We start from the raw sequence: 17697 nt of genomic DNA, 5'->3' as shown, positions 1-17697 counted from the left end.
CCGACTTCGAGATCCCGAAGAAGTACGGCCTGGAGCAGACCATCGGCGACACGCTCGGCATCGGCGGGATCATGCGCGGCCTGCGCACCATCCCCGTGATGCTCGACATGCTGCGCGACATGGAGGACGTGTGCGCGGACGGCGCCGTCCACCTGAACTACGTCAACCCGATGGCGATGATCACCTGGGCGCTGAACCGGGCGTCCACGCGCATCCCGACCGTCGGTCTGTGCCACAGCGTGCAGCACACCGCCGCCGAGCTGGCCCGCGACCTCGGCCTGCCGGTGGAGGAAATCGACTACCACTGCGCCGGCATCAACCACATGAGCTTCTACCTGCGCTTCGAGCACCAGGGGCAGGACTTGTACCCGCGCCTGCGCGAGATCCACCGCGAAGGCCGGATGCCCGACTGGAACCGCGTGCGCTACGAGATGCTCAGCCAGCTCGGCCATTTCCCGACCGAGTCGAGCGAGCATTTCAGCGAATACGTGCCGTGGTTCATCAAGCAGGGGCGCGAAGACCTGCTCAAGAAATTCAACATCCCGCTCGACGAATACCCCGGCCGCTGCCAGGTGTTCGAACACGCCTGGCCCTACATCGAGCGCGAGCTGCAGACGCCCGGCTCGCAGGACAGTGCCGCGCTGCTGGCGCAGTTGCGCGCCGCCGACATCCACGTCATGCCCCGCGAGATCGCCGGCGCCGCCCAGATGATCGACGGCCTGCGCCAGATCACCCGCAGCGTCGAATACGGCAGCGCGATCATCCATTCCATCGTCACCGGCCAGCCGCGGGTCATCAACGGCAACGTGCGCAACGACCGGCTGATCGACAACCTGCCGGACGGCTGCGCGGTCGAGGTGCCGTGTCTCGTCGATCACAACGGCGTGCAGCCGACGCGCATCGGGCGGCTGCCGGTGCAGCTCGCGGCGCTGATGCGCACGAACGTGAACGTGCAGGAGCTGGTAGTCGAAGCGGTGCTCGGCCAGCGGCGCGACCACGTTTACCATGCCGCCATGCTCGACCCGCACACTGCCGCGACGCTGGATCTGTCGCAGATCCGGGCGATGGTCGATGAGCTGCTGGTGGCGCACCGGGCGGTGTTGCCGGAGTACCTGAGTTGCTGACGCAGGTTCGACGTGAGCACGTCTCTTTCCTCTGTGTTGATCGAATCTGCCCGCGTTCGGTTGGTCCCGATCCATGCGGGTTTCACATCTGCGATGTTCGAGACCTTCGACGCCCGCATCACCCGGTACATGAATCCGAAGCCGTCCGAGACGGTCGAGGAGATGGGCCAGTTCGTCAGCGATTCGGTCGCGGGACTGGCGGCGGGCACCAATTTGCAGATGGTGATCCTGTCCCGGCCGGACGAGGGGTTCCTCGGCTGCATCGGGCTGCATGAACTGGATCGACTTGATCCCGAAATGGGGATCTGGTTGAAGGAGGCTGCGCACGGACGTGGCCTGGGTCGGGAGGCGGCGGGCGCGCTCATCGCCTGGGCGCGTGCGCAGGGGCGGTTCGACTGCATTCGCTACCCGGTGGACCGGCGCAACCTCGCCAGCCGCCGAATCCCTGAAGCGCACGGTGGTGTGATCGCCAGAGCGTTCCGGGCGATGAGCGGCAGCGGGTTCGCACTCGATCTCGTCGAGTACCGCATCCCGTGCCCGATGACCGGCGTCAGTGGCGGCTAACGCACCAGTGCCGACGCCGCAGCCAGCCGCGATTGCGGCCCGATCTGCAGCGGGTCGGTGCAAAGCTCGATCACGGCGGCCCGGCCCGACGCCCGTGCGCGCTCGAACGCCGCAGGAAACCCGGCCTCGTGGTCCACCCGCTCCGCATGCGCCCCGAATGCTTGGGCGAGTGCCACGAAGTCCGGGTTGCGCAGGTGCGTGCCCGACACCCGGCCTGGAAATTTTCGCTCCTGGTGCATGCGGATCGTGCCGAGCATGCCGTTGTTGACCACGATCACGATCACGGCTGCCCCGAACTGCATCGCCGTGGCCAGCTCCTGCGGGTACATCATGAAGCAGCCGTCCCCCGCGAAGCAGACCACCGTGCGCGCCGGATGCGCCAGTTTCGCGGCCACGGCGGCGGGCAGTCCGTAGCCCATCGCGCCATTGGTCGGCGCCAGTTCGGTGCCGAGTGCCCTGTACTGGTAGAAGCGGTGGACCCAGACGGTGTAGTTGCCCGCGCCGTTCGTGATGATCGCGTCGTCGGGCAGCACGGCGTTGAGGTGGGCCACGACGCTCGACAGCTCGACGCCCTGCTGACCGTCCGCCCTGGCCAGGGGTGTGTGGTGGCGCACATGGGCCGCGCGGGTGTCCTCGGTCCAGCGGTCCCAGGCGCCTGCGCACCCTGCGGGCAGGGTCAGCGCCGCCAGCCGCCGCGTCATCGGGACCACGGCGGCGTTGACTGGCAGATCCGCCTGGTAGACGCAGCCCAGCTCCAGCGGGTCGGCGTGGACATGCACCAGGCGCTGCGTCGGCCGTGGACTCCTGATCAGCGTGTAGCCGCCCGAAGTGACTTCCGACAGGCGGCTGCCGAGCGCGATCAGCAGGTCCGACTGGCGCACGCTGTCGGCCAGCGCAGGCGAGATGCCCAGCCCCATCTGGCCGACGTAGTGCGGATCGCGGTTGTCGAACACATCCTGTCGGCGGAATGACGCCGCCACGGGCAGGTTGAAGCGCGTGACGAAGCTCGTCAGGTCTTGTCGCGCCGCTTCGGTCCAGCCGGTGCCGCCGACGACCACGAGGGGCCGGCGTGCCACTTGCAGCCTCTGCAGGAGTTCGGGCATCACGCTGTCGTCGGGCGCCGGCTCCGACACGCGCACGGGCGGCGCATCGGCCACGTCGGCCACGCCGAACAGCACGTCCTCGGGCAGCGCCACCACCACCGGACCCCTGCGACCGGACAGGGCACACGCGAAGGCGCGGCTGACGACCTCGGGAATCCGCTCGATCGACTCGATCTCGGTGGCCCACTTGGCGAGTCCTCCGAAGACGCGCCGGTAGTCCAGTTCCTGGAAACCCTCGCGCTCTCGCGTGTGCGTGGCCACCTGACCGACGAACAGGATCATCGGCGTGGAGTCCTGTTGCGCGGTGTGGACACCGTTCGCCGCGTGTGTGGCGCCCGGTCCTCGGGTGACGAAGGCGATGCCTGGCCGGCCTTTGAGCTTGCCGTAGGCATCGGCCATGTTGGACGCCGCGCCTTCGTGCCGCGTGACGATGGTGCGCAGGTCGCTGCGGCCGTGCAGGGCGTCCAGCACGGGCAGGAAGCTCTCGCCGGGCACGCAGTAGACGGTGTCTGCCGCGTTGCGGGCCAAGGCTTCCACGAGGATCTGGCCGCCGTTGCGCAGGAGTTTTTCAGTCATCGATTTCACCAACCCTTTCACCGCTGCCACCGGTCACACGGTGGCGCGCAGGCGCTCGATCCGTACCGGCACGTACTTGTGCCACGGCGTGCCCGCGAACGGGTCGCGGTCTGCCGCATTGGTGAGTTCGTTGAGCGACACGCCCTGGTGTACGAGTGTGCCATCGGCGGCGGTGTAGTCGAGACCGTGGCCGTTGGGCAGTGACACATGGCCGGGCTGCAGGTCTTCGCACAGCTCGATCAGGGCTTCGGCCTGGCCACGGCGTGTTGTCATGCGGACCCAGTCTCCCTCGTCACAGCCGATTTGTCTGGCGTCGCTCGGGTGCATGCGCAGCGTGCCGAAGGTGCCGCGGCGGTGCCAGCTTGCATCGCGGATCGAGGTGTTGCTGGTGTCGCTGCGGCGCTCGCCGGCCGACAGGATGAAGGGGTACTCGGCATCCTGAGGGGGCCGCTTGCTGTCCAGGGTCGCCAACTCCGCCAGCATCTCTTCGATGCACAGGTTGATCTTGTGGTCGGGCAGGCGCACGGCACGCCAACTGTCGGCGTACTCGCTGACCGCGTAGATGACGCCCGACGGCTGGGTGAGGAGGGCGTCGAAAAGCCGGTTGCCCGCTGCCAGCACGCTGCCGCCAAAGCCGGCCCGTGCGGCGGCGGTGCGCTGGTGGCGGACGAACAACTGGCTGATGCCCCACAGCGAAGCGGCCGGCGCCATGCCCGCCGGCAAGGTCTCGCCCAGCGTGCGGTACAGGACGACCGGCGCGTAGCGTGCGACCTGCTGGTCGCGTGCGGCTTTCCAGGCGAAGGCCAGCCCGAACGCGGTGCGGCCCAGGCGTGCGGCGTGGCGCAGGAAGCGGTAGTGGCGGGCGTCGAGTTCACCCAGCGCCTCCACCAGACGCGCGTGCATCTCGGCCTCGGTCAGCGTTCCCGGACGCGGCGGGAACAAGGGCTGCCTCAGGTGAAAGCCGTTGCGCGGAAACTCCAGGTTGAAGAACGTGGCCTCGGCCTTTTCGAACTGGCTGGTCGCGGGCAGCACATAGTCGGCCTGCCGTGCGGTCTCGGTCATCGCCACATCGATCACGACGCTGAGGTCCAGCGCCCGCAGCGCCTGCCGCATGCGCTGGCTGTCGGCCAGCGAATGCACGGGGTTCGCGCTCTCGATGAACATCGCGCGGAAGCGGTCGGGGTGGTCGGTGAGGATCTCCTCTGGTATCACGTTGCAGGGGATCAGCCCCATGATGACCTTGGCGCCCGTGACCGGGCTGTGCGCACCGGGCCGGGCCTTGCCACCCGTGCCGTTGCCGCCCTTCGCGGCGGTTTCGCGCTTGGACGAGGAGAGGTTGAGCATCGGCACGAAGGCGTTGTTGGTGCCCGGCCGGGCATAGTGCCCGGGCAACAACCAGACCAGGCGGTTCAGGTAGCTGTTGAGCGTGGAGTGCAGGTTCATCTGCACGCCGAGGTCTTCGATCATCGAAACGCTTTTGGCCTTGGCGATGCGCTCGGCCACCTGGTGCAGCAAGGCCACATCGACGCCGCAGGTCTCGGCGTACTCGGGCACGGAGATGCGCTGCAGAACCTCTGCCACCCGCGCGTAGCCCGTGGTGTGCGCGTCGAGCCACGCCTTGGCGACCAGCCCCTCCTGAACCAGGATCGCCGCCAGCGCCGTGAGGCACCAGGCATCGGTGCCTGGGCGCACGGCGAGGTGGTAATCGGCCATTTCAGCGGTTTCGCTGCGGCGCGGGTCGATGACGACCATCGATCGATTCGGGTCTTTCTGGATCTCGCGCAGGATCACCCGCGTGCGCGCAAAGCCGTGCGACTGGAACGGGTTCTTGCCCAGAAACACCGACACCTCGGCGTGCTCGAAATCGCCATGCACGCCGCAACCCATCATCTTGCCTTGTACCCAGGCTTCGCCGGTCTTCTCCTGGGCGAGCGCGTTGGAGCGGTACACGACACCCAGTGCCTTGATCGTGCTGTCGGCATAGGTGCCGCCGAGGTGGTTGCCCTGGCTGCCGCCGCCGTAATAGAGGATGCTGGCGCCGCCATGCCTGGACTTGATGGCGGCGAGTTTTTCGGCAATTTCGCGGATGGCCGTGGCCCAGTCGATGTCCTCGTAGCCGCCGTCAGCCCGCCGCCGCTTGGGGCTGGTGATGCGGTCGGCGCCGTTCTGGTAGAAGTCCATCCGCTGCGACTTCTCGCAGACGTAGCCCTGTGAGGTGGGGTGGTCCTTGTCGCCCCGGGCCTTGACGATGCGGCCCCCCTCGGTCTGCACTTCCAGTCCGCAGTTCAGCGAGCAGATGATGCAGGCCGTCTTCTTCCACTCGGATGCCAGCGGTGCGTTCATGGGGGCCTCGTTTGCCTTGTACTGCGTCATTGGATAATGAATGTTATCTAATGGAGGATTCCTGTGAATGTCCACTCCGGGACACCACCTCGGGATATCACAATCGAACCATGCGCTACCCCAAGGACCACAAGGACGCGACCCGCCAGCGGCTCATCGAGCTGGGCGGTCGCCATGCGAAGCAACATGGGTTCAACGAAAGCGGCATGGCCTCGCTGGCGGCCTCGGCGGGCATGACCACGGGCGCGCTGTACAAACACTTCGATGGCAAGGCGGACCTGTTCGCCGCGCTGGTCACGGCCGAGCTGGCGCGCACGGCGCTGAAACATGGGGCCATCGACCTGGCGGACGACACCAGCGCCGCCCAGTGTCTTGAGGGCTACCTCAGCCTCCAGCATGTCCGGCATCCGGAGCAGGGATGCCCGTTGCCATCGCTCACGCCTGAAATTGCGCGTGCCGACGAAGCGGTCAAGGCGGCCTACCAGAAGGGATTGCTTGATCTGCACGCCGAGCTGCAGCGCCTGACGGCCACGTCCGACGACGCCTGGGCACTGATGGCGCAGAACGTCGGCGCCGTCATGCTGGCGCGTGCGCTCTCGGATGAAACACTCCAGCAAGAACTCCTGTCCGCGCTGCAGAAGGCGGGCGAGCGGTTGCTTGCAGGTGGTCCCGGCGGTTCGTCGGGCGGCCCGTAGACTTCGGGCATGAACGCTCTTCTTGTCCGAACGACGCTGGCGCTGGTGCTGGGGCTGGCGGGGTCTGCTGGTGCCCATGCCGACGAAGTGCTCGTCGCGGTCGCTGCCAACTTCGCCGCTCCGATGGCCCGGCTCGCCGACGATTTCAAGGCGTCCACCGGCCACACGCTCAAGCTCGCCAGCGGCGCCACCGGCAAGTTCTACAGCCAGATCGTGGCCGGCGGGCCGTTCGAGGTGCTGCTGTCCGCCGATGACGAGACGCCGCAGCGCCTGATCCGCGAAGGGCACGCGGTCGCGGGCAGTGCGTTCACCTACGCGGTCGGGCAGCTCGTGCTGTGGAGCGCCACGCCAGGACTTGTCGATGCACAGGGCGCCGTGCTGGCGTCCGGGCGGTTCCAGAAGCTCGCCATTGCCAACCCGAAGACGGCGCCGTATGGCCGCGCTGCGATGGAGGTGCTCGCCGCACGCGGGCTGACGGCGGTGCTGTCGCCGAAGCTCGTCACCGGCGAGTCGGTCGCGCAGGCGTACCAGTTTGTCGCCACGGGCAACGCCGAACTCGGCTTCGTCGCGCTGTCGCAGGTGAGCGTGCCGGGCAAGGCGCTGGTCGGGTCGATGTGGCGCGTGCCGGCGGCGCTGCACACACCGATCCGGCAGGATGCCGTGCTGCTGAAAGCCGGTGCGGGCAAACCAGCCGCGGCGGCGCTGCTGCAATGGCTGCGCAGCGAGCCGGTGCAGGCGGTGATCCGTTCCTATGGCTACGAACGTGGATGACCGCGGCTGACTGGACCGCCATCCGCCTGACCGCCACGCTCGCGGCGGTGACGACCGCGCTGCTGCTGCTGGTCGGCACGCCCTTGGCGTGGTGGTTGGCGCGCACCGGCTCGCGGCTGAAACCGGTGGCCGCTGCGCTGGTGACGATGCCGCTGGTGCTGCCGCCGACCGTGCTGGGTTTCTACCTGCTGCTGCTGATGGGGCCGCAGGGTGTGGTCGGCCAGATGACCACCGCGCTCGGCCTCGGGCGGCTGCCGTTCACGTTCGGCGGGCTGGTGGTGGCGTCGGTGCTGTACACGCTGCCGTTTGTCGTGCAGCCGCTGCAGCAGGCGTTCGAGGCGATCCCCGAAGCCCTGCTCGAAGCCGCGGCGACGTTGCGCGCTGGCCCGTGGGACCGGTTTTTCTCGGTGGCGCTGCCGTTGGCGCGACCGGGGCTGCTGACCGGCGCGGTGCTCGGTTTCGCGCACACGGTGGGCGAGTTTGGCGTGGTGCTGATGATCGGCGGCAACATTCCAGGGCAGACGCGGGTGCTGTCGGTGGCGGTCTATGACCATGTCGAGGCGACCGAGTTCGCCGACGCGCACCGGCTCGCGGCGGGCATGGTGGCCTTCGCGCTGCTGGTGCTGGTGACGCTGTACGCGATCCAGCGTTCGGCCCGCGCAGCGGAGGCACGGCGGTGATCGAGGCGCGGCTGACGCTGGCGCGGCGTGACTTCACGCTCGACGTGGCGCTGGCGCTGCCGTCACGCGGTGTCAGTGCGCTGTTCGGCCCGTCGGGCTGCGGCAAGACGACGCTGCTGCGGGCGCTGGCCGGGCTGGAGCGGGCGGCGGGTCGCGTGGTGCTCGACGGCGAGGTCTGGCAGGACGACCCCGCGTCCGTGTTCATGCCGACCCACCAGCGCCCGATCGGCTACGTGATCCAGGAAGCGGCGCTGTTCCCGCACCTCGACGTGCGCCGCAACCTTGACTACGGCCAGCGCCGCATCGCCCCCACCGAGCGCCGCATCGCGCTGGATCAAGCCGTGGACCTGCTCGGCATCGGTGCGCTGATGGACCGCCGCCCCGCCACGCTCTCCGGCGGCGAGCGCCAGCGTGTCGCCATCGCCCGCGCCTTGGCGACGAGTCCTCGGCTGCTGCTGATGGACGAGCCGCTGGCGGCGCTGGACGCAGCGCGCAAGGCCGAAATCCTCCCTTACCTGGAGCGGCTGCACCGCGAGATGGCACTGCCCATCGTCTACGTGACCCACGCGCTCGACGAGGTGGCGCGGCTGGCCGATCACCTCGTGCTGCTGCAGGCTGGGCGCGTGCTGGCGGAGGGGGCTGCCACCGCGCTGTTCGCGCGCACCGACCTGCCGCTGGGTCGGCAGGACGAGGCGGGTGTCGTGCTGGAGGCGGTGGTGGTGGAGCACGATGTCCCCTATGGCCTCACGCGCATCGCCGTGCCCGGCGGCAGTCTGTGGCTCGGTGCGATCGACCGGCCGCCGGGCGCTGCCGTGCGGGTGCGGGTGCTGGCCCGCGATGTCAGCATGGCCCGCGAGGCGCCGCAGCACAGCAGCATCCTGAACGTGCTGCCGGTGATCCTGGAACGGCTCGACGGCGAAGGGAACACCGTGTTGCTGCGCCTGCGGCTGGGCGAAGCGCCCGCCGCGACGACGCTGCTGGCGCGCATCACCCGCCGCAGTGCCGAGGTGCTCGGGCTGCACCCGGGCGACCACCTGCACGCCCAGGTCAAAGGCGTGGCACTGATGGGCTGACCGCCGCCCCACGGCCGCAGCCATCCCCGTGTTTCCCCTCGTTGCGGGCCTGTACCCGGGGAGACCGCGTTGACAGTCCGAAATCGATTGCGTTAAATTCGCCTCGCCCTCAAACAAGCCCCTCCCAATAACTTTTCTGGAGTGAGACGATGAAATTCAACCCCAAGCTTCTGGCCGTGGCCGCCCTCTTGGTCGCGTCACAAGCTGCCCTGGCCGCCGACGTGCTGCGTGTCTGGCACCACGGCGGCCGCGCCGACAACGAGCGCGAGCGCATGGCGCAGCTCATCGAGAAGTGGAACAAGGCCAACCCGTCCACGCCGGCCAAGCTGGAAATCCAGCCGGAAGGTTCGTACAACGAGCAGGTGCAGGCCGCCGCGCTGTCGGGCAACCTGCCGGACCTGCTGGACCTGGACGGCCCGAACTACGCCAACTACGCCTGGTCGGGCTACATCGCGCCGCTGAACGGCCTGGTCTCGGCCAAGACGCTGAGCGACATGCTGCCCTCGCTGATCAACCAGGGCACCTACCCGCCGGACGGCAAGGTCTACTGCCTGGGCCAGGGCGACTCGGGCCTGTCGATCTGGGGCCGCAAGTCGCTGCTGGAAGCCGCCAAGGTTCGCATCCCGAAGGGTGTCGATGACGCCTGGACGGCCGCCGAGTTCGAGGATGCACTGGCCAAGCTGTCCAAGCTGCCGGGCATGAAGTACGCGCTGGACGTGAAGCTGAACTACGGCCAGGGCGAGTGGTACACCTACGGCTTCAGCCCCTGGGTGCAGTCGATGGGCGGTGACCTGATCGACCGCAAGAGCTGGAAGGCCGACGGCACGATGAACGGCCCGGCCGCCGTCAAGGCGCTGACGCTGCTGCAGGGCTTCGTCAAGAAGGGCTACGTGGCCCCGGCCAGCGAAGGCGACGACAGCTTCTACGGCAAGAAGATCTCCGCGCTGTCCTTCGTCGGGCACTGGATGTGGCCTGCCCACCACAAGGCATTCGCCGATGACCTCGTGCTGCTGCCCATGCCCAAGTTCGGCGCCAAGGCCGTCACCGGCAACGGCGGCTGGGCGTGGTCGATCAACAGCAAGAGCAAGCAGCAGGCCGCGACCGGCAAGCTGCTGGAGTTCATGCTGGCCACCGACAACGTGGCCGAGCTGGCCACCGCGATGGGCGGCGTGCCGGGCGTGAAGTCGGCAGCGCCGAAGGTCGAGCTGTACAAGGCCGGCGGCCCGCTGTCGCTCTACATCGACCAGCTCGCCAAGGTCAGCGTGGCGCGTCCGGCCCACCCGGCGTACCCGACGATCACGGCGGCGTTTGCCAAGGCGGTGGCCGACGCCGTCGATGGCAGCGACGTGCAGAAGGCACTCGACACTGCGGCAAAGAAGGTCGATCAGGACATCGCCGACAACAAGGGTTACAAGCCGTTCGGCAAGTGATCGCCTGAGTCTTCCCTGACTCTGCCGGGCGGGTGGTGCATCCACCTGCCCGGTCTCCGAAGGATTCCCCATGCTTGCCGTGCGACAGCAGACCACGCTGCGCCCGTGGCTGTTCCTGAGCCCGGCGCTGGCGCTGATCCTGCTTTTCATCGTGCTGCCGTTCCTGCTGACGGTGGCGTTTTCCTTCACCGACCAGCGGTTGGTGCCAAACCCGAATGTGCCGACCGAGTGGATCGGCTGGCGCAACTACGCGCGCGTCTTCGAGAACGAGGACTTCGTGCGCACGCTGCTCAACACGGCGTACTTCACCGTGCTGGTGGTGCCGCTGCAGTGCGGCCTCGGCCTCGCGGTGGCGATGCTGATCAACACCAAGCTGCCGATGCGGCAACTGTTCCGCGGCATCTACTTCCTGCCGACCGTGATCTCGATGGTCGTGGTCTCGGTGATCTGGTTCTCGCTGTTCCAGATGAGCGGCTTCTTCAACACGCTGCTGCATGCGCTGACCTTCGGCCTCGCCGATCCGGTGGACTGGCTCGGCAACCCGAAGACCGCCATGCCGGCGCTGGTGCTGATGTCGGCGTGGCAGGGGTTTCCGTTCCAGATGGTGGTGTACCTGGCGGGGCTGCAGAGCATCAACACCGACCTGTACGAAGCCGCCCGGCTGGACGGCGCGAACCGCTTCAACGAGTTCTGGCACATCACCATGCCGGGCCTGCTCAACACGCACATCCTCGTGGTGATGACGACCACCATCCTGGCGTTCAAGCTGTTCACCCAGGTCGAGCTGCTGACCAAGGGTGGCCCGTCCGGCGTCACCGACACGCTGGTGCGCTTCATCTACCTCACCGGCTTCCGGCAGGGCAAGGTCGGCATCGCGGCGGCGGCGGCGGTGGTGTTTTTCCTGATCGTGCTCGGCATCAGTCTGGTCCAACGTCGTCTGGTCAAGGAAGAAAGGGCTGTCGAATGAGCACCCGCGTCGAACGACTGTCCCTCATGATCATTGCGCTTGCGCTGCTGGCCTTCGTGCTGGCGCCGCTGATGCTGATGGTCGCTACTTCGCTGAAGGCCGACGAGCAGCAGATCCTGATCGACTTCGGCAACTGGCGTGCCTTCTGGGTCGATCCGTCGCAGATCTCGCTGGAGAACTTCCGGCAGGTGCTGAACGACTCCACCTCGCCCGTGCCGCGCTACCTGATGAACTCGGCGCTGATCGTCGTGTGCATCGTCGTCTTCGGCGTGTTCGTGAACTCGCTGGCGGCGTATGCCTTGGCGCGGATCAGCTTCCCCGGCCGCAACTGGATCGTGATGGCGGTGATCTCGCTGATCATCATCCCGATGGAGGCGCTGGCGGTGCCGATGCTCTTGATGATGAACCAGGTCGGTTGGGTCGATACCTACCAGGCCCAGATCGTCCCGTTCATCGCCCACCCGTTCTCGATCTTCCTGTTCTACCAGTTCTTCGCCAAGATCCCGAAGGACTACGACGAGGCGGCCTTCCTCGACGGTGCCACGCACCTGAAGATCTACTGGCAGATCATCATGCCGCTGTCGCTGCCGGCGATCGCGACGGTCGCGATCCTGCAGAGCTTGGAGTACTGGAACGCCTTCCTGTGGCCGCTGATGGTCACGCGCGGGGCGGAGGTGCGGCCGGTGGCGCTGGCACTCGCGCAGTTCTTCGGCACACCGCCGCCGATCTGGGGCGACGTGATGGCCTTCTCGGTGCTGATGTCGGCGCCGGTGCTGGGGGTGTACCTGCTGTTCCAACGCTGGTTCATCCAGTCGGCGATGGGCAGCGGGGTCAAGGGCTGAGGCTGGGGGACGTCGACAATGCTTGCACTGCAAGACCAATGGATCTGGGACTTCTGGACCCTCCGCGTCGGCGAGTCCGGTGACAGCGACGAGACCTGCTGGCACATCTGGTTCCTGAAAGCCGACAAGGCGCTGGGGGACGAGTCCTTGCGCCACTGGAACGTGACGCAGGGCCACGCCGTCAGCACCGACCTGGTGAACTGGACCCACCTGGGCACCTGCCTCTCGCCGGCTGCGTCGCCCGCCTGGGACGACAAGACGGTGTGGACCGGCTCGGTCGTGCGCGACGACGCGGGCGGCTGGCACCAGTTCTACACCGGCACCGGCTCGGCCGAAAACGGCCGCCGCCAGCGCATCGGCCGCGCCACCAGCGTGGATGGCCACCACTGGCAGCGGGTCGGCGACGGGCTGGTGCTGGACCTCGTGGCGGGCGATCCGGTCAGCGCGCTGTACGAGGAATACGTGCTGCCGGACGGCGGCCCGTGGGACGGCCGGGCGATGCGCGACCCCTGGGTGATGCGCGACCCGGACGGCGACGGCTGGCTGATGTACTTCACCGCCCGCGTGCCGGACGGCGACGAGCTGAACACCCGCGGCGCGATCGGCCTGGCGCGTTCGCCGGACCTCCAGAACTGGACGCTGTGCCCGCCGGTGTTCGCGGGCGACTTCGGTCAGCTCGAAGTGCCGCAGGTGCTGGAGATCGGCGGGCGCTGGTACTGCTTCTTCTGCAACGCTGGCGAGCACTGGTCGCAGGACTACGCGGCGCGCCACCTCGCCGCCAGCGGCCAGCCACCGGTCTGGGGCACGCACTACCTGATGGCCGAGCACCCGCTCGGGCCGTGGCGGGTCGGGCCGGCGCCGTTCCTGGATGGCGACGTGCCGTGCCGCCGCTACGCCGGGCGCATCGTCGAGACCGACAGCGGCCCTGCGCTCATGGCCTTCAACTACTGGCAGACCGACGGCACATTCGCCGGCACGGTCTGCGACCCGATGCCGCTGCGCGTCGATGCGGACACGGGCGCGTTGAGTCTGTGCCCGTCCCCCTGAACCACTGAGCATTCGACATTCGAGGAGGCCAACATGGCCAGCGTCACACTGCGGGGCATCCGCAAGACCTACGACAACGCAGTCGAGGTGATCAAGGGCGTCGATCTGGACGTGCGCGACGGCGAGTTCATGGTCTTCGTCGGCCCGTCGGGCTGCGGCAAGAGCACCATGATGCGGATGATTGCCGGGCTGGAAAGCATCACCGCCGGCGAGCTGAAGATCGGCGACCAGATCGCCAACGACCTGCCTGCGCCCCAGCGTGGCGTGGCGATGGTGTTCCAGAGTTACGCGCTCTACCCGCACATGACCGTCGCCGAGAACATGGGCTTCAGCCTGAAGATGGCGAAAGTCCCGAAGGCACAGGCCCGCGAGCAGGTCGAGCAGGCGGCCAAGGTCTTGCAGATCACGCACCTGCTGGACCGCACGCCGAAAGCCCTGTCCGGTGGCCAGCGGCAACGGGTGGCGATCGGCCGCGCCATCGTGCGCAAGCCGGCGGTGTTCCTGTTCGACGAGCCGCTGTCCAACCTGGACGCCGGCCTGCGCGTGCAGATGCGCGTCGAGCTGACCAAGCTGCACCGCGAACTCGGCTCGACGATGGTCTACGTCACCCACGACCAGGTCGAGGCCATGACGATGGGCGACCGCATCGCCGTGTTCAACGCCGGCATCATCGAGCAGGTCGGTACGCCGCTGGAGCTGTACCAGCGGCCGGCCAACGTCTTCGTCGCGCAGTTCATGGGCAGCCCGAAGATGAACGTGCTGCCCGCGGCCACCGCGGCGTGGCACCCGGCGGCGTCGGGCGCGGCACAGGTCGGCATCCGACCGGAGTCGCTGCTGCCGACCGATCCGGCGTCGGGGCAGCGCGGCTGGTCGGCGCACATCGATCTGACCGAGCACCTCGGCGACACCGTGCTGGTCTACGCGACGGTGGCCGGTGTCGAGCAGCCGGTGAGCCTGAAACTGGCGGCGGAAGATGCGGGTCCGTGGCAGGCGGGCATGGCGGTGACGCTGGTGCCCAAGCCGGGCGCGCTGCACCTGTTCGATGCCCAGGGCCGGCGCTCAGCGGCTGTGTGAACTGAGCGTGCCGAAGCGTTGATCGTCCTGGTGGGCCAGCGCCGCCGTGATGTGCGGGCGCCGCTGCAGCGCCAGGTCGCTCACCAGCGCATCGACCACCACCGTCTGCATCAACCGCGACACCATCGGCACCAGCGCCTGCACGTCGTCCGGGTGGTCCACGGGCAGCACGATGTCCGCCAGCCGCGCCAGCTCGCTGCGTTGCGGGCACATGGCGATCACCGTGGTGCCGGCGTGGCGGGCGCGGGCCACGGCGGCGTTGACCGAGTCGAGTTCGCCCGAGTTCGACAGCACCAGCAGCACGTCCTCGGCGCCGAGGTAGAGCGAGGTCAGGTTCTGCTGCTGCGGGTCGGTGCGTGCCAGCGCGGCCAGGCCGAGTCGGCCTAGTTTGTGTTGCGCATCCTCGGCGGCGAGGGCGGCGCTGCCGGTGCCGTAGACCTCGATGCGCCGTGCCCCGGCCAGGGCCGCGACCGCGCGCTCGAAGACCTCCGGGTGCAGCCGGTCGCGCAGCCCGATCAGCGCCGAGATCGAGTTGTCGAAGACCTTGCCGATGCGCTCCGCGGTGGGGTCGTTGGCGCTGACCTCGCGGTGGGCGACCTTGGTGGTGCCGGACAGGCCGGAGCCCAGCCGCAGCTTGAAGTCCACCAGCCCCTTGAAGCCCAGCGAGCGGCAAAAGCGCATCACCGTCGGGGTGCTCACGCCGCAGCGTTCGGCGATGCGGGCGATCGAGTCGCTCATCCACGCCCGCGGCGCCGAGAGCAGATCCTGCGCGACGATGCGTTCGGATGCCGAGAGCTTGTCCATCGACGCCCGGATGTCCACCAGCAGGGGCCCGGCGCCGTGGTCGGCCGTGAGGTGGTCGTCGAGCATGGCAGACGCACCGCGCAGGCCCGCCCGCGGCGCCGTGACGATCCACGTCGGCACGCGCGCCAGCCACGGCTGGAAGCGTCCCTTGGACTCGAAGCGGGCGCGGAATGCCGATTGCGCGAAGAACCCCGCGATCTGCGGCACGATGCCCCCACCGATGTAGACACCGCCCTGCGCGCCCAGCGTCAGCGCCAGATTGCCGGCGGCGGTGCCCAGCATGGCGCAGAACACCGACAGCGCCTGCCGGGCCACCGGGTCCGGCTCGGTGGCGAGTGCGGCGGCTGAAATGTCGGGGGCGCTGCGGGTGGCGGGCTGGTGGCCGCTGCGCAGGGCCAGCGCCTCGTAGGTCAGCTCCAGCCCGGAGGCCGAGATCAGCCGCTCGCCCGAGACATGGCCATGGCGTTGGCGGGCGTGGGCGACGACGAGGGCTTCGTCTTCATCCTGCGCCGGGTAGCTGGCGTGGCCGCCTTCGGTGGTGAGGCTGACGTTGCGGTCCTGGAAGGGCACCAGCGCCGACACGCCCAGCCCCGTGCCCGGCCCGATCACGCCAATCACCGCGCCGGGCACCGAGTCGCCACCGCCGATCTGGATCCGCTCGTCGGGCGCCAGCCGGGTCAGGCCCATGGCGAGCGCGGTGTAGTCGTTGATGGCCAGCAAGGTTTGCAGACCCAGCGCCCGACGCAACGCCTCGACCGAGAACTCCCACGGGTGGTTGGTCAGCTTGATCTGGTCGCCCGAGATCGGGTTGGGCAGCGACAGCGCGGCGTGGCGCACGCTGGCGAGGTTCTGGCCCTGCAGGAACGTGCGGATTGCCGACGCCAGGCTGTCGTGCGCGGCGCAGGGCAGGACGGCGGTACTGCCGAAACAGGCCGGTGCCGTCTCCAGCGCGAAGCGGATGTTGCTGGCCCCGACATCGGCCAGCAGGCGCGGGCCGTCGGGATAGGGCAGGGCGGCGGGATGGGGACTCATGGGGATGCTCATGGGCACAAATGGTAATGAAATTACATTGAAACTCAAGGGCCGTGTACCGCCAGACTTTGCACGCATTTGGCACACGATCGCCAGCGCAACAGAACGCAAACGATACCGGTGCGGATGAAAACGATTGAAATGCTTAATTTCCAGGCACTCCTTCGGCACTCAATCACGAGACTTTTGAGGGTTTTCACTAGTTTTAGGAGTGCTGTAAGAAAATTACATTGTGATCCGTGGCGTGAATTGCCACAAACAACAGGAGACAGCCCATCATGTCGATCACTTACAAGCAAGTTGCCGCGGGCGTCGCCCTGGCGTTCGGCGGTCTGGTCAGCGCACACGCGGCCACCATCACCATCTCGTGCGGCAGCAATGCGGCGGATGTCGAGTTCTGCGGCAAGTTCGCCGAAGACTGGGGCAAGAAGAACGGCCACAAGGTGAAGATGTACACCCCGCCGCAAAGCTCCACCGACAACCTGGCCCTGCTGCGCCAGCAGTTCGCCGCCAAGTCGTCCGAGCTGGACGTGGTCATGATCGACGTGGTCTGGCCGGGCGTCATCAAGGACCACCTGGTCGATCTGAAGAAGTATTCCAAGGGCGTCGAGAACACCCACTTCCCCGCGATCGTCGCCAACAACACCGTGGACGGCAAGCTGGTCGGCATGCCCTGGTTCACCGACGCGGGCCTGCTGTTCTACCGCAAGGATCTGCTGACCAAGCACGGCGTGAAGGTGCCGCAGACCTGGGAAGAGCTGGCCGCGGGCGCCAAGAAGATCCAGGACGCCGAGCGCGCCACCGACAAGGACTTCCAGGGCTTCGTGTTCCAGGCCAAGGCGTATGAAGGTCTGACCTGCGACGCGGCGGAGTGGGTCTACAGCTACGGCGGTGGCACCATCATCGACAACAAGGGCAACATCACCATCAACAACCCGCAGGCCGCCAAGGCGCTGGACCAGGCGGCGTCGTGGATCGGCACCATCGCTCCCCAGGGCGTGATGAACTACGGCGAGGAAGACGCCCGTGGCGTGTGGCAGAACGGCAAGGCGGCGTTCATGCGCAACTGGCCGTATGCCTGGTCGCTGGGCCAGGCCGCCGACAGCCCGATCAAGGACAAGATCGGTGTCGTGCCGCTGCCGGCTGGCACGGGTGAAGGCTCCCGCAAGGCCGCGACCCTGGGTGGCTGGCAGCTCGCGGTGAGCAAGTACTCGAAGAACATCGACGCGGCGGCTTCGCTGGCGCTGTACATGGCCAGCGCCGAAGTGCAGAAGAAGCGCGCTGTCGGTGGCTCCTACAACCCGACCATCCCGGCCCTGTACAAGGACGCGGACGTGGCGAAGGCGAATCCCTTCATGGTCGAGCTGCTGGACGTGTTCACCAACGCCGTGGCCCGTCCGGCCACCGCCACTGGCCTGAAGTACCCGGAAGTCTCGAACGCTTTCTGGGACGCCGCCCACGACGTGCTGGAGAAGAAGTCCAACGGCACCGACGCGGTCAAGAAGCTGGAAGCCAAGCTCAAGCAGATCAAGAAGGCCAAGTGGTAAACCGGTGGTGAGCCACGGCTGAGTG

At 67.8% G+C, this 17697-nt stretch carries 15 protein-coding genes; 12 read left to right on the top strand and 3 right to left on the bottom strand.

Annotated elements, in window-relative coordinates; translation table 11 throughout:
• Both melA and QZW52_RS04125 read left to right on the top strand, forming a co-directional pair.
• On the top strand, window positions 1–1124 hold a 1124-nt coding region (melA, locus tag QZW52_RS04130), incomplete at its 5' end, for an alpha-galactosidase (RefSeq protein ID WP_293995646.1).
• Window positions 1125–1136: 12 nt separating this feature from the next.
• Window positions 1137–1688 (top strand): GNAT family N-acetyltransferase, encoded by a 552-nt coding sequence (locus QZW52_RS04125; protein WP_363226104.1) that lies wholly within the window; start codon window positions 1137–1139, stop codon window positions 1686–1688.
• On the opposite strand, the gene QZW52_RS04120 is transcribed toward QZW52_RS04125, so the two are convergent.
• Entirely contained in the window at window positions 1685–3367 is a 1683-nt protein-coding gene (locus QZW52_RS04120) for a thiamine pyrophosphate-binding protein (protein WP_293995645.1), read from the bottom strand. The genes QZW52_RS04125 and QZW52_RS04120 overlap by 4 nt on opposite strands.
• Window positions 3368–3400: 33 nt before the next feature.
• Entirely contained in the window at window positions 3401–5710 is a 2310-nt protein-coding gene (locus tag QZW52_RS04115) for a molybdopterin-dependent oxidoreductase (protein WP_293995644.1), read from the bottom strand.
• Window positions 5711–5820: 110 nt separating this feature from the next.
• Between QZW52_RS04115 and QZW52_RS04110 the strand changes: the two genes are divergently transcribed.
• From QZW52_RS04110 to QZW52_RS04070, 9 genes are all read left to right on the top strand, one after another.
• Window positions 5821–6405: a TetR/AcrR family transcriptional regulator gene (locus tag QZW52_RS04110; protein ID WP_293995643.1), complete on the top strand. Its 585-nt coding sequence runs from the start codon at window positions 5821–5823 to the stop codon at window positions 6403–6405.
• Window positions 6406–6414: 9 nt separating this feature from the next.
• Entirely contained in the window at window positions 6415–7176 is a 762-nt protein-coding gene (gene modA / locus QZW52_RS04105) for a molybdate ABC transporter substrate-binding protein (protein WP_293995642.1), read from the top strand.
• Window positions 7173–7856: a molybdate ABC transporter permease subunit gene (gene modB / locus QZW52_RS04100; RefSeq protein ID WP_293995640.1), complete on the top strand. Its 684-nt coding sequence runs from the start codon at window positions 7173–7175 to the stop codon at window positions 7854–7856. The genes modA and modB overlap by 4 nt, the downstream gene beginning before the upstream one ends.
• Window positions 7853–8929, top strand: coding sequence for a molybdenum ABC transporter ATP-binding protein (modC, locus tag QZW52_RS04095; protein WP_293995638.1), 1077 nt, complete (start codon window positions 7853–7855; stop codon window positions 8927–8929). Before modB ends, modC begins: the two co-directional genes overlap by 4 nt.
• A 149-nt stretch (window positions 8930–9078) precedes the next feature.
• Window positions 9079–10359: an ABC transporter substrate-binding protein gene (locus tag QZW52_RS04090; protein ID WP_293995636.1), complete on the top strand. Its 1281-nt coding sequence runs from the start codon at window positions 9079–9081 to the stop codon at window positions 10357–10359.
• Between the two features lie 70 nt (window positions 10360–10429).
• Window positions 10430–11326, top strand: coding sequence for a carbohydrate ABC transporter permease (locus QZW52_RS04085; RefSeq protein WP_293995634.1), 897 nt, complete (start codon window positions 10430–10432; stop codon window positions 11324–11326).
• Between the two features lie 26 nt (window positions 11327–11352).
• Window positions 11353–12168, top strand: a complete 816-nt coding sequence (locus tag QZW52_RS04080) for a carbohydrate ABC transporter permease (RefSeq protein WP_293995633.1) — start codon at window positions 11353–11355, stop codon at window positions 12166–12168.
• Between the two features lie 18 nt (window positions 12169–12186).
• Window positions 12187–13215 (top strand): glycoside hydrolase family protein, encoded by a 1029-nt coding sequence (locus QZW52_RS04075; RefSeq protein WP_293995631.1) that lies wholly within the window; start codon window positions 12187–12189, stop codon window positions 13213–13215.
• 33 nt (window positions 13216–13248) lie between these two features.
• A complete protein-coding gene (locus QZW52_RS04070; protein ID WP_293995629.1) occupies window positions 13249–14289 on the top strand; it encodes an ABC transporter ATP-binding protein in 1041 nt (346 codons plus the stop codon).
• Here the strand turns inward: QZW52_RS04070 and glk are convergent.
• The gene (glk, locus tag QZW52_RS04065) at window positions 14275–16125 is read right to left on the bottom strand and encodes a glucokinase (RefSeq protein ID WP_293995626.1); all 1851 of its coding nucleotides are present in this window, start codon (window positions 16123–16125) and stop codon (window positions 14275–14277) included. The two genes, QZW52_RS04070 and glk, sit on opposite strands and share 15 nt — an antisense overlap.
• 278 nt (window positions 16126–16403) lie before the next feature.
• On the opposite strand from glk, the gene QZW52_RS04060 reads away from it, so the two are divergent.
• The gene (locus tag QZW52_RS04060; protein ID WP_293995623.1) at window positions 16404–17672 is read left to right on the top strand and encodes an ABC transporter substrate-binding protein; all 1269 of its coding nucleotides are present in this window, start codon (window positions 16404–16406) and stop codon (window positions 17670–17672) included.
• Window positions 17673–17697: the final 25 nt, after the last annotated feature.

The sequence above is a fragment of the Sphaerotilus sp. genome (genome assembly GCF_013299175.1).
Taxonomy (GTDB): Bacteria; Pseudomonadota; Gammaproteobacteria; order Burkholderiales; family Burkholderiaceae_C; genus Sphaerotilus.
Note: the sequence above shows the minus strand (reverse complement) of the source record. Positions and strands in the feature narration are given on the sequence as shown.

Coding starts and splice junctions, on each gene's coding strand:
- QZW52_RS04120 (WP_293995645.1), bottom strand. CDS start 3,367: ATGACTGAAAAACTCCTGCGCAACGGCGGCCAGATCCTCGTGGAAGCC.
- QZW52_RS04115 (WP_293995644.1), bottom strand. CDS start 5,710: ATGAACGCACCGCTGGCATCCGAGTGGAAGAAGACGGCCTGCATCATC.
- QZW52_RS04110 (WP_293995643.1), top strand. CDS start 5,821: ATGCGCTACCCCAAGGACCACAAGGACGCGACCCGCCAGCGGCTCATC.
- modA (WP_293995642.1), top strand. CDS start 6,415: ATGAACGCTCTTCTTGTCCGAACGACGCTGGCGCTGGTGCTGGGGCTG.
- modB (WP_293995640.1), top strand. CDS start 7,173: ATGACCGCGGCTGACTGGACCGCCATCCGCCTGACCGCCACGCTCGCG.
- QZW52_RS04090 (WP_293995636.1), top strand. CDS start 9,079: ATGAAATTCAACCCCAAGCTTCTGGCCGTGGCCGCCCTCTTGGTCGCG.
- QZW52_RS04085 (WP_293995634.1), top strand. CDS start 10,430: ATGCTTGCCGTGCGACAGCAGACCACGCTGCGCCCGTGGCTGTTCCTG.
- QZW52_RS04080 (WP_293995633.1), top strand. CDS start 11,353: ATGATCATTGCGCTTGCGCTGCTGGCCTTCGTGCTGGCGCCGCTGATG.
- QZW52_RS04075 (WP_293995631.1), top strand. CDS start 12,187: ATGCTTGCACTGCAAGACCAATGGATCTGGGACTTCTGGACCCTCCGC.
- QZW52_RS04070 (WP_293995629.1), top strand. CDS start 13,249: ATGGCCAGCGTCACACTGCGGGGCATCCGCAAGACCTACGACAACGCA.
- glk (WP_293995626.1), bottom strand. CDS start 16,125: ATGAGTCCCCATCCCGCCGCCCTGCCCTATCCCGACGGCCCGCGCCTG.
- QZW52_RS04060 (WP_293995623.1), top strand. CDS start 16,404: ATGTCGATCACTTACAAGCAAGTTGCCGCGGGCGTCGCCCTGGCGTTC.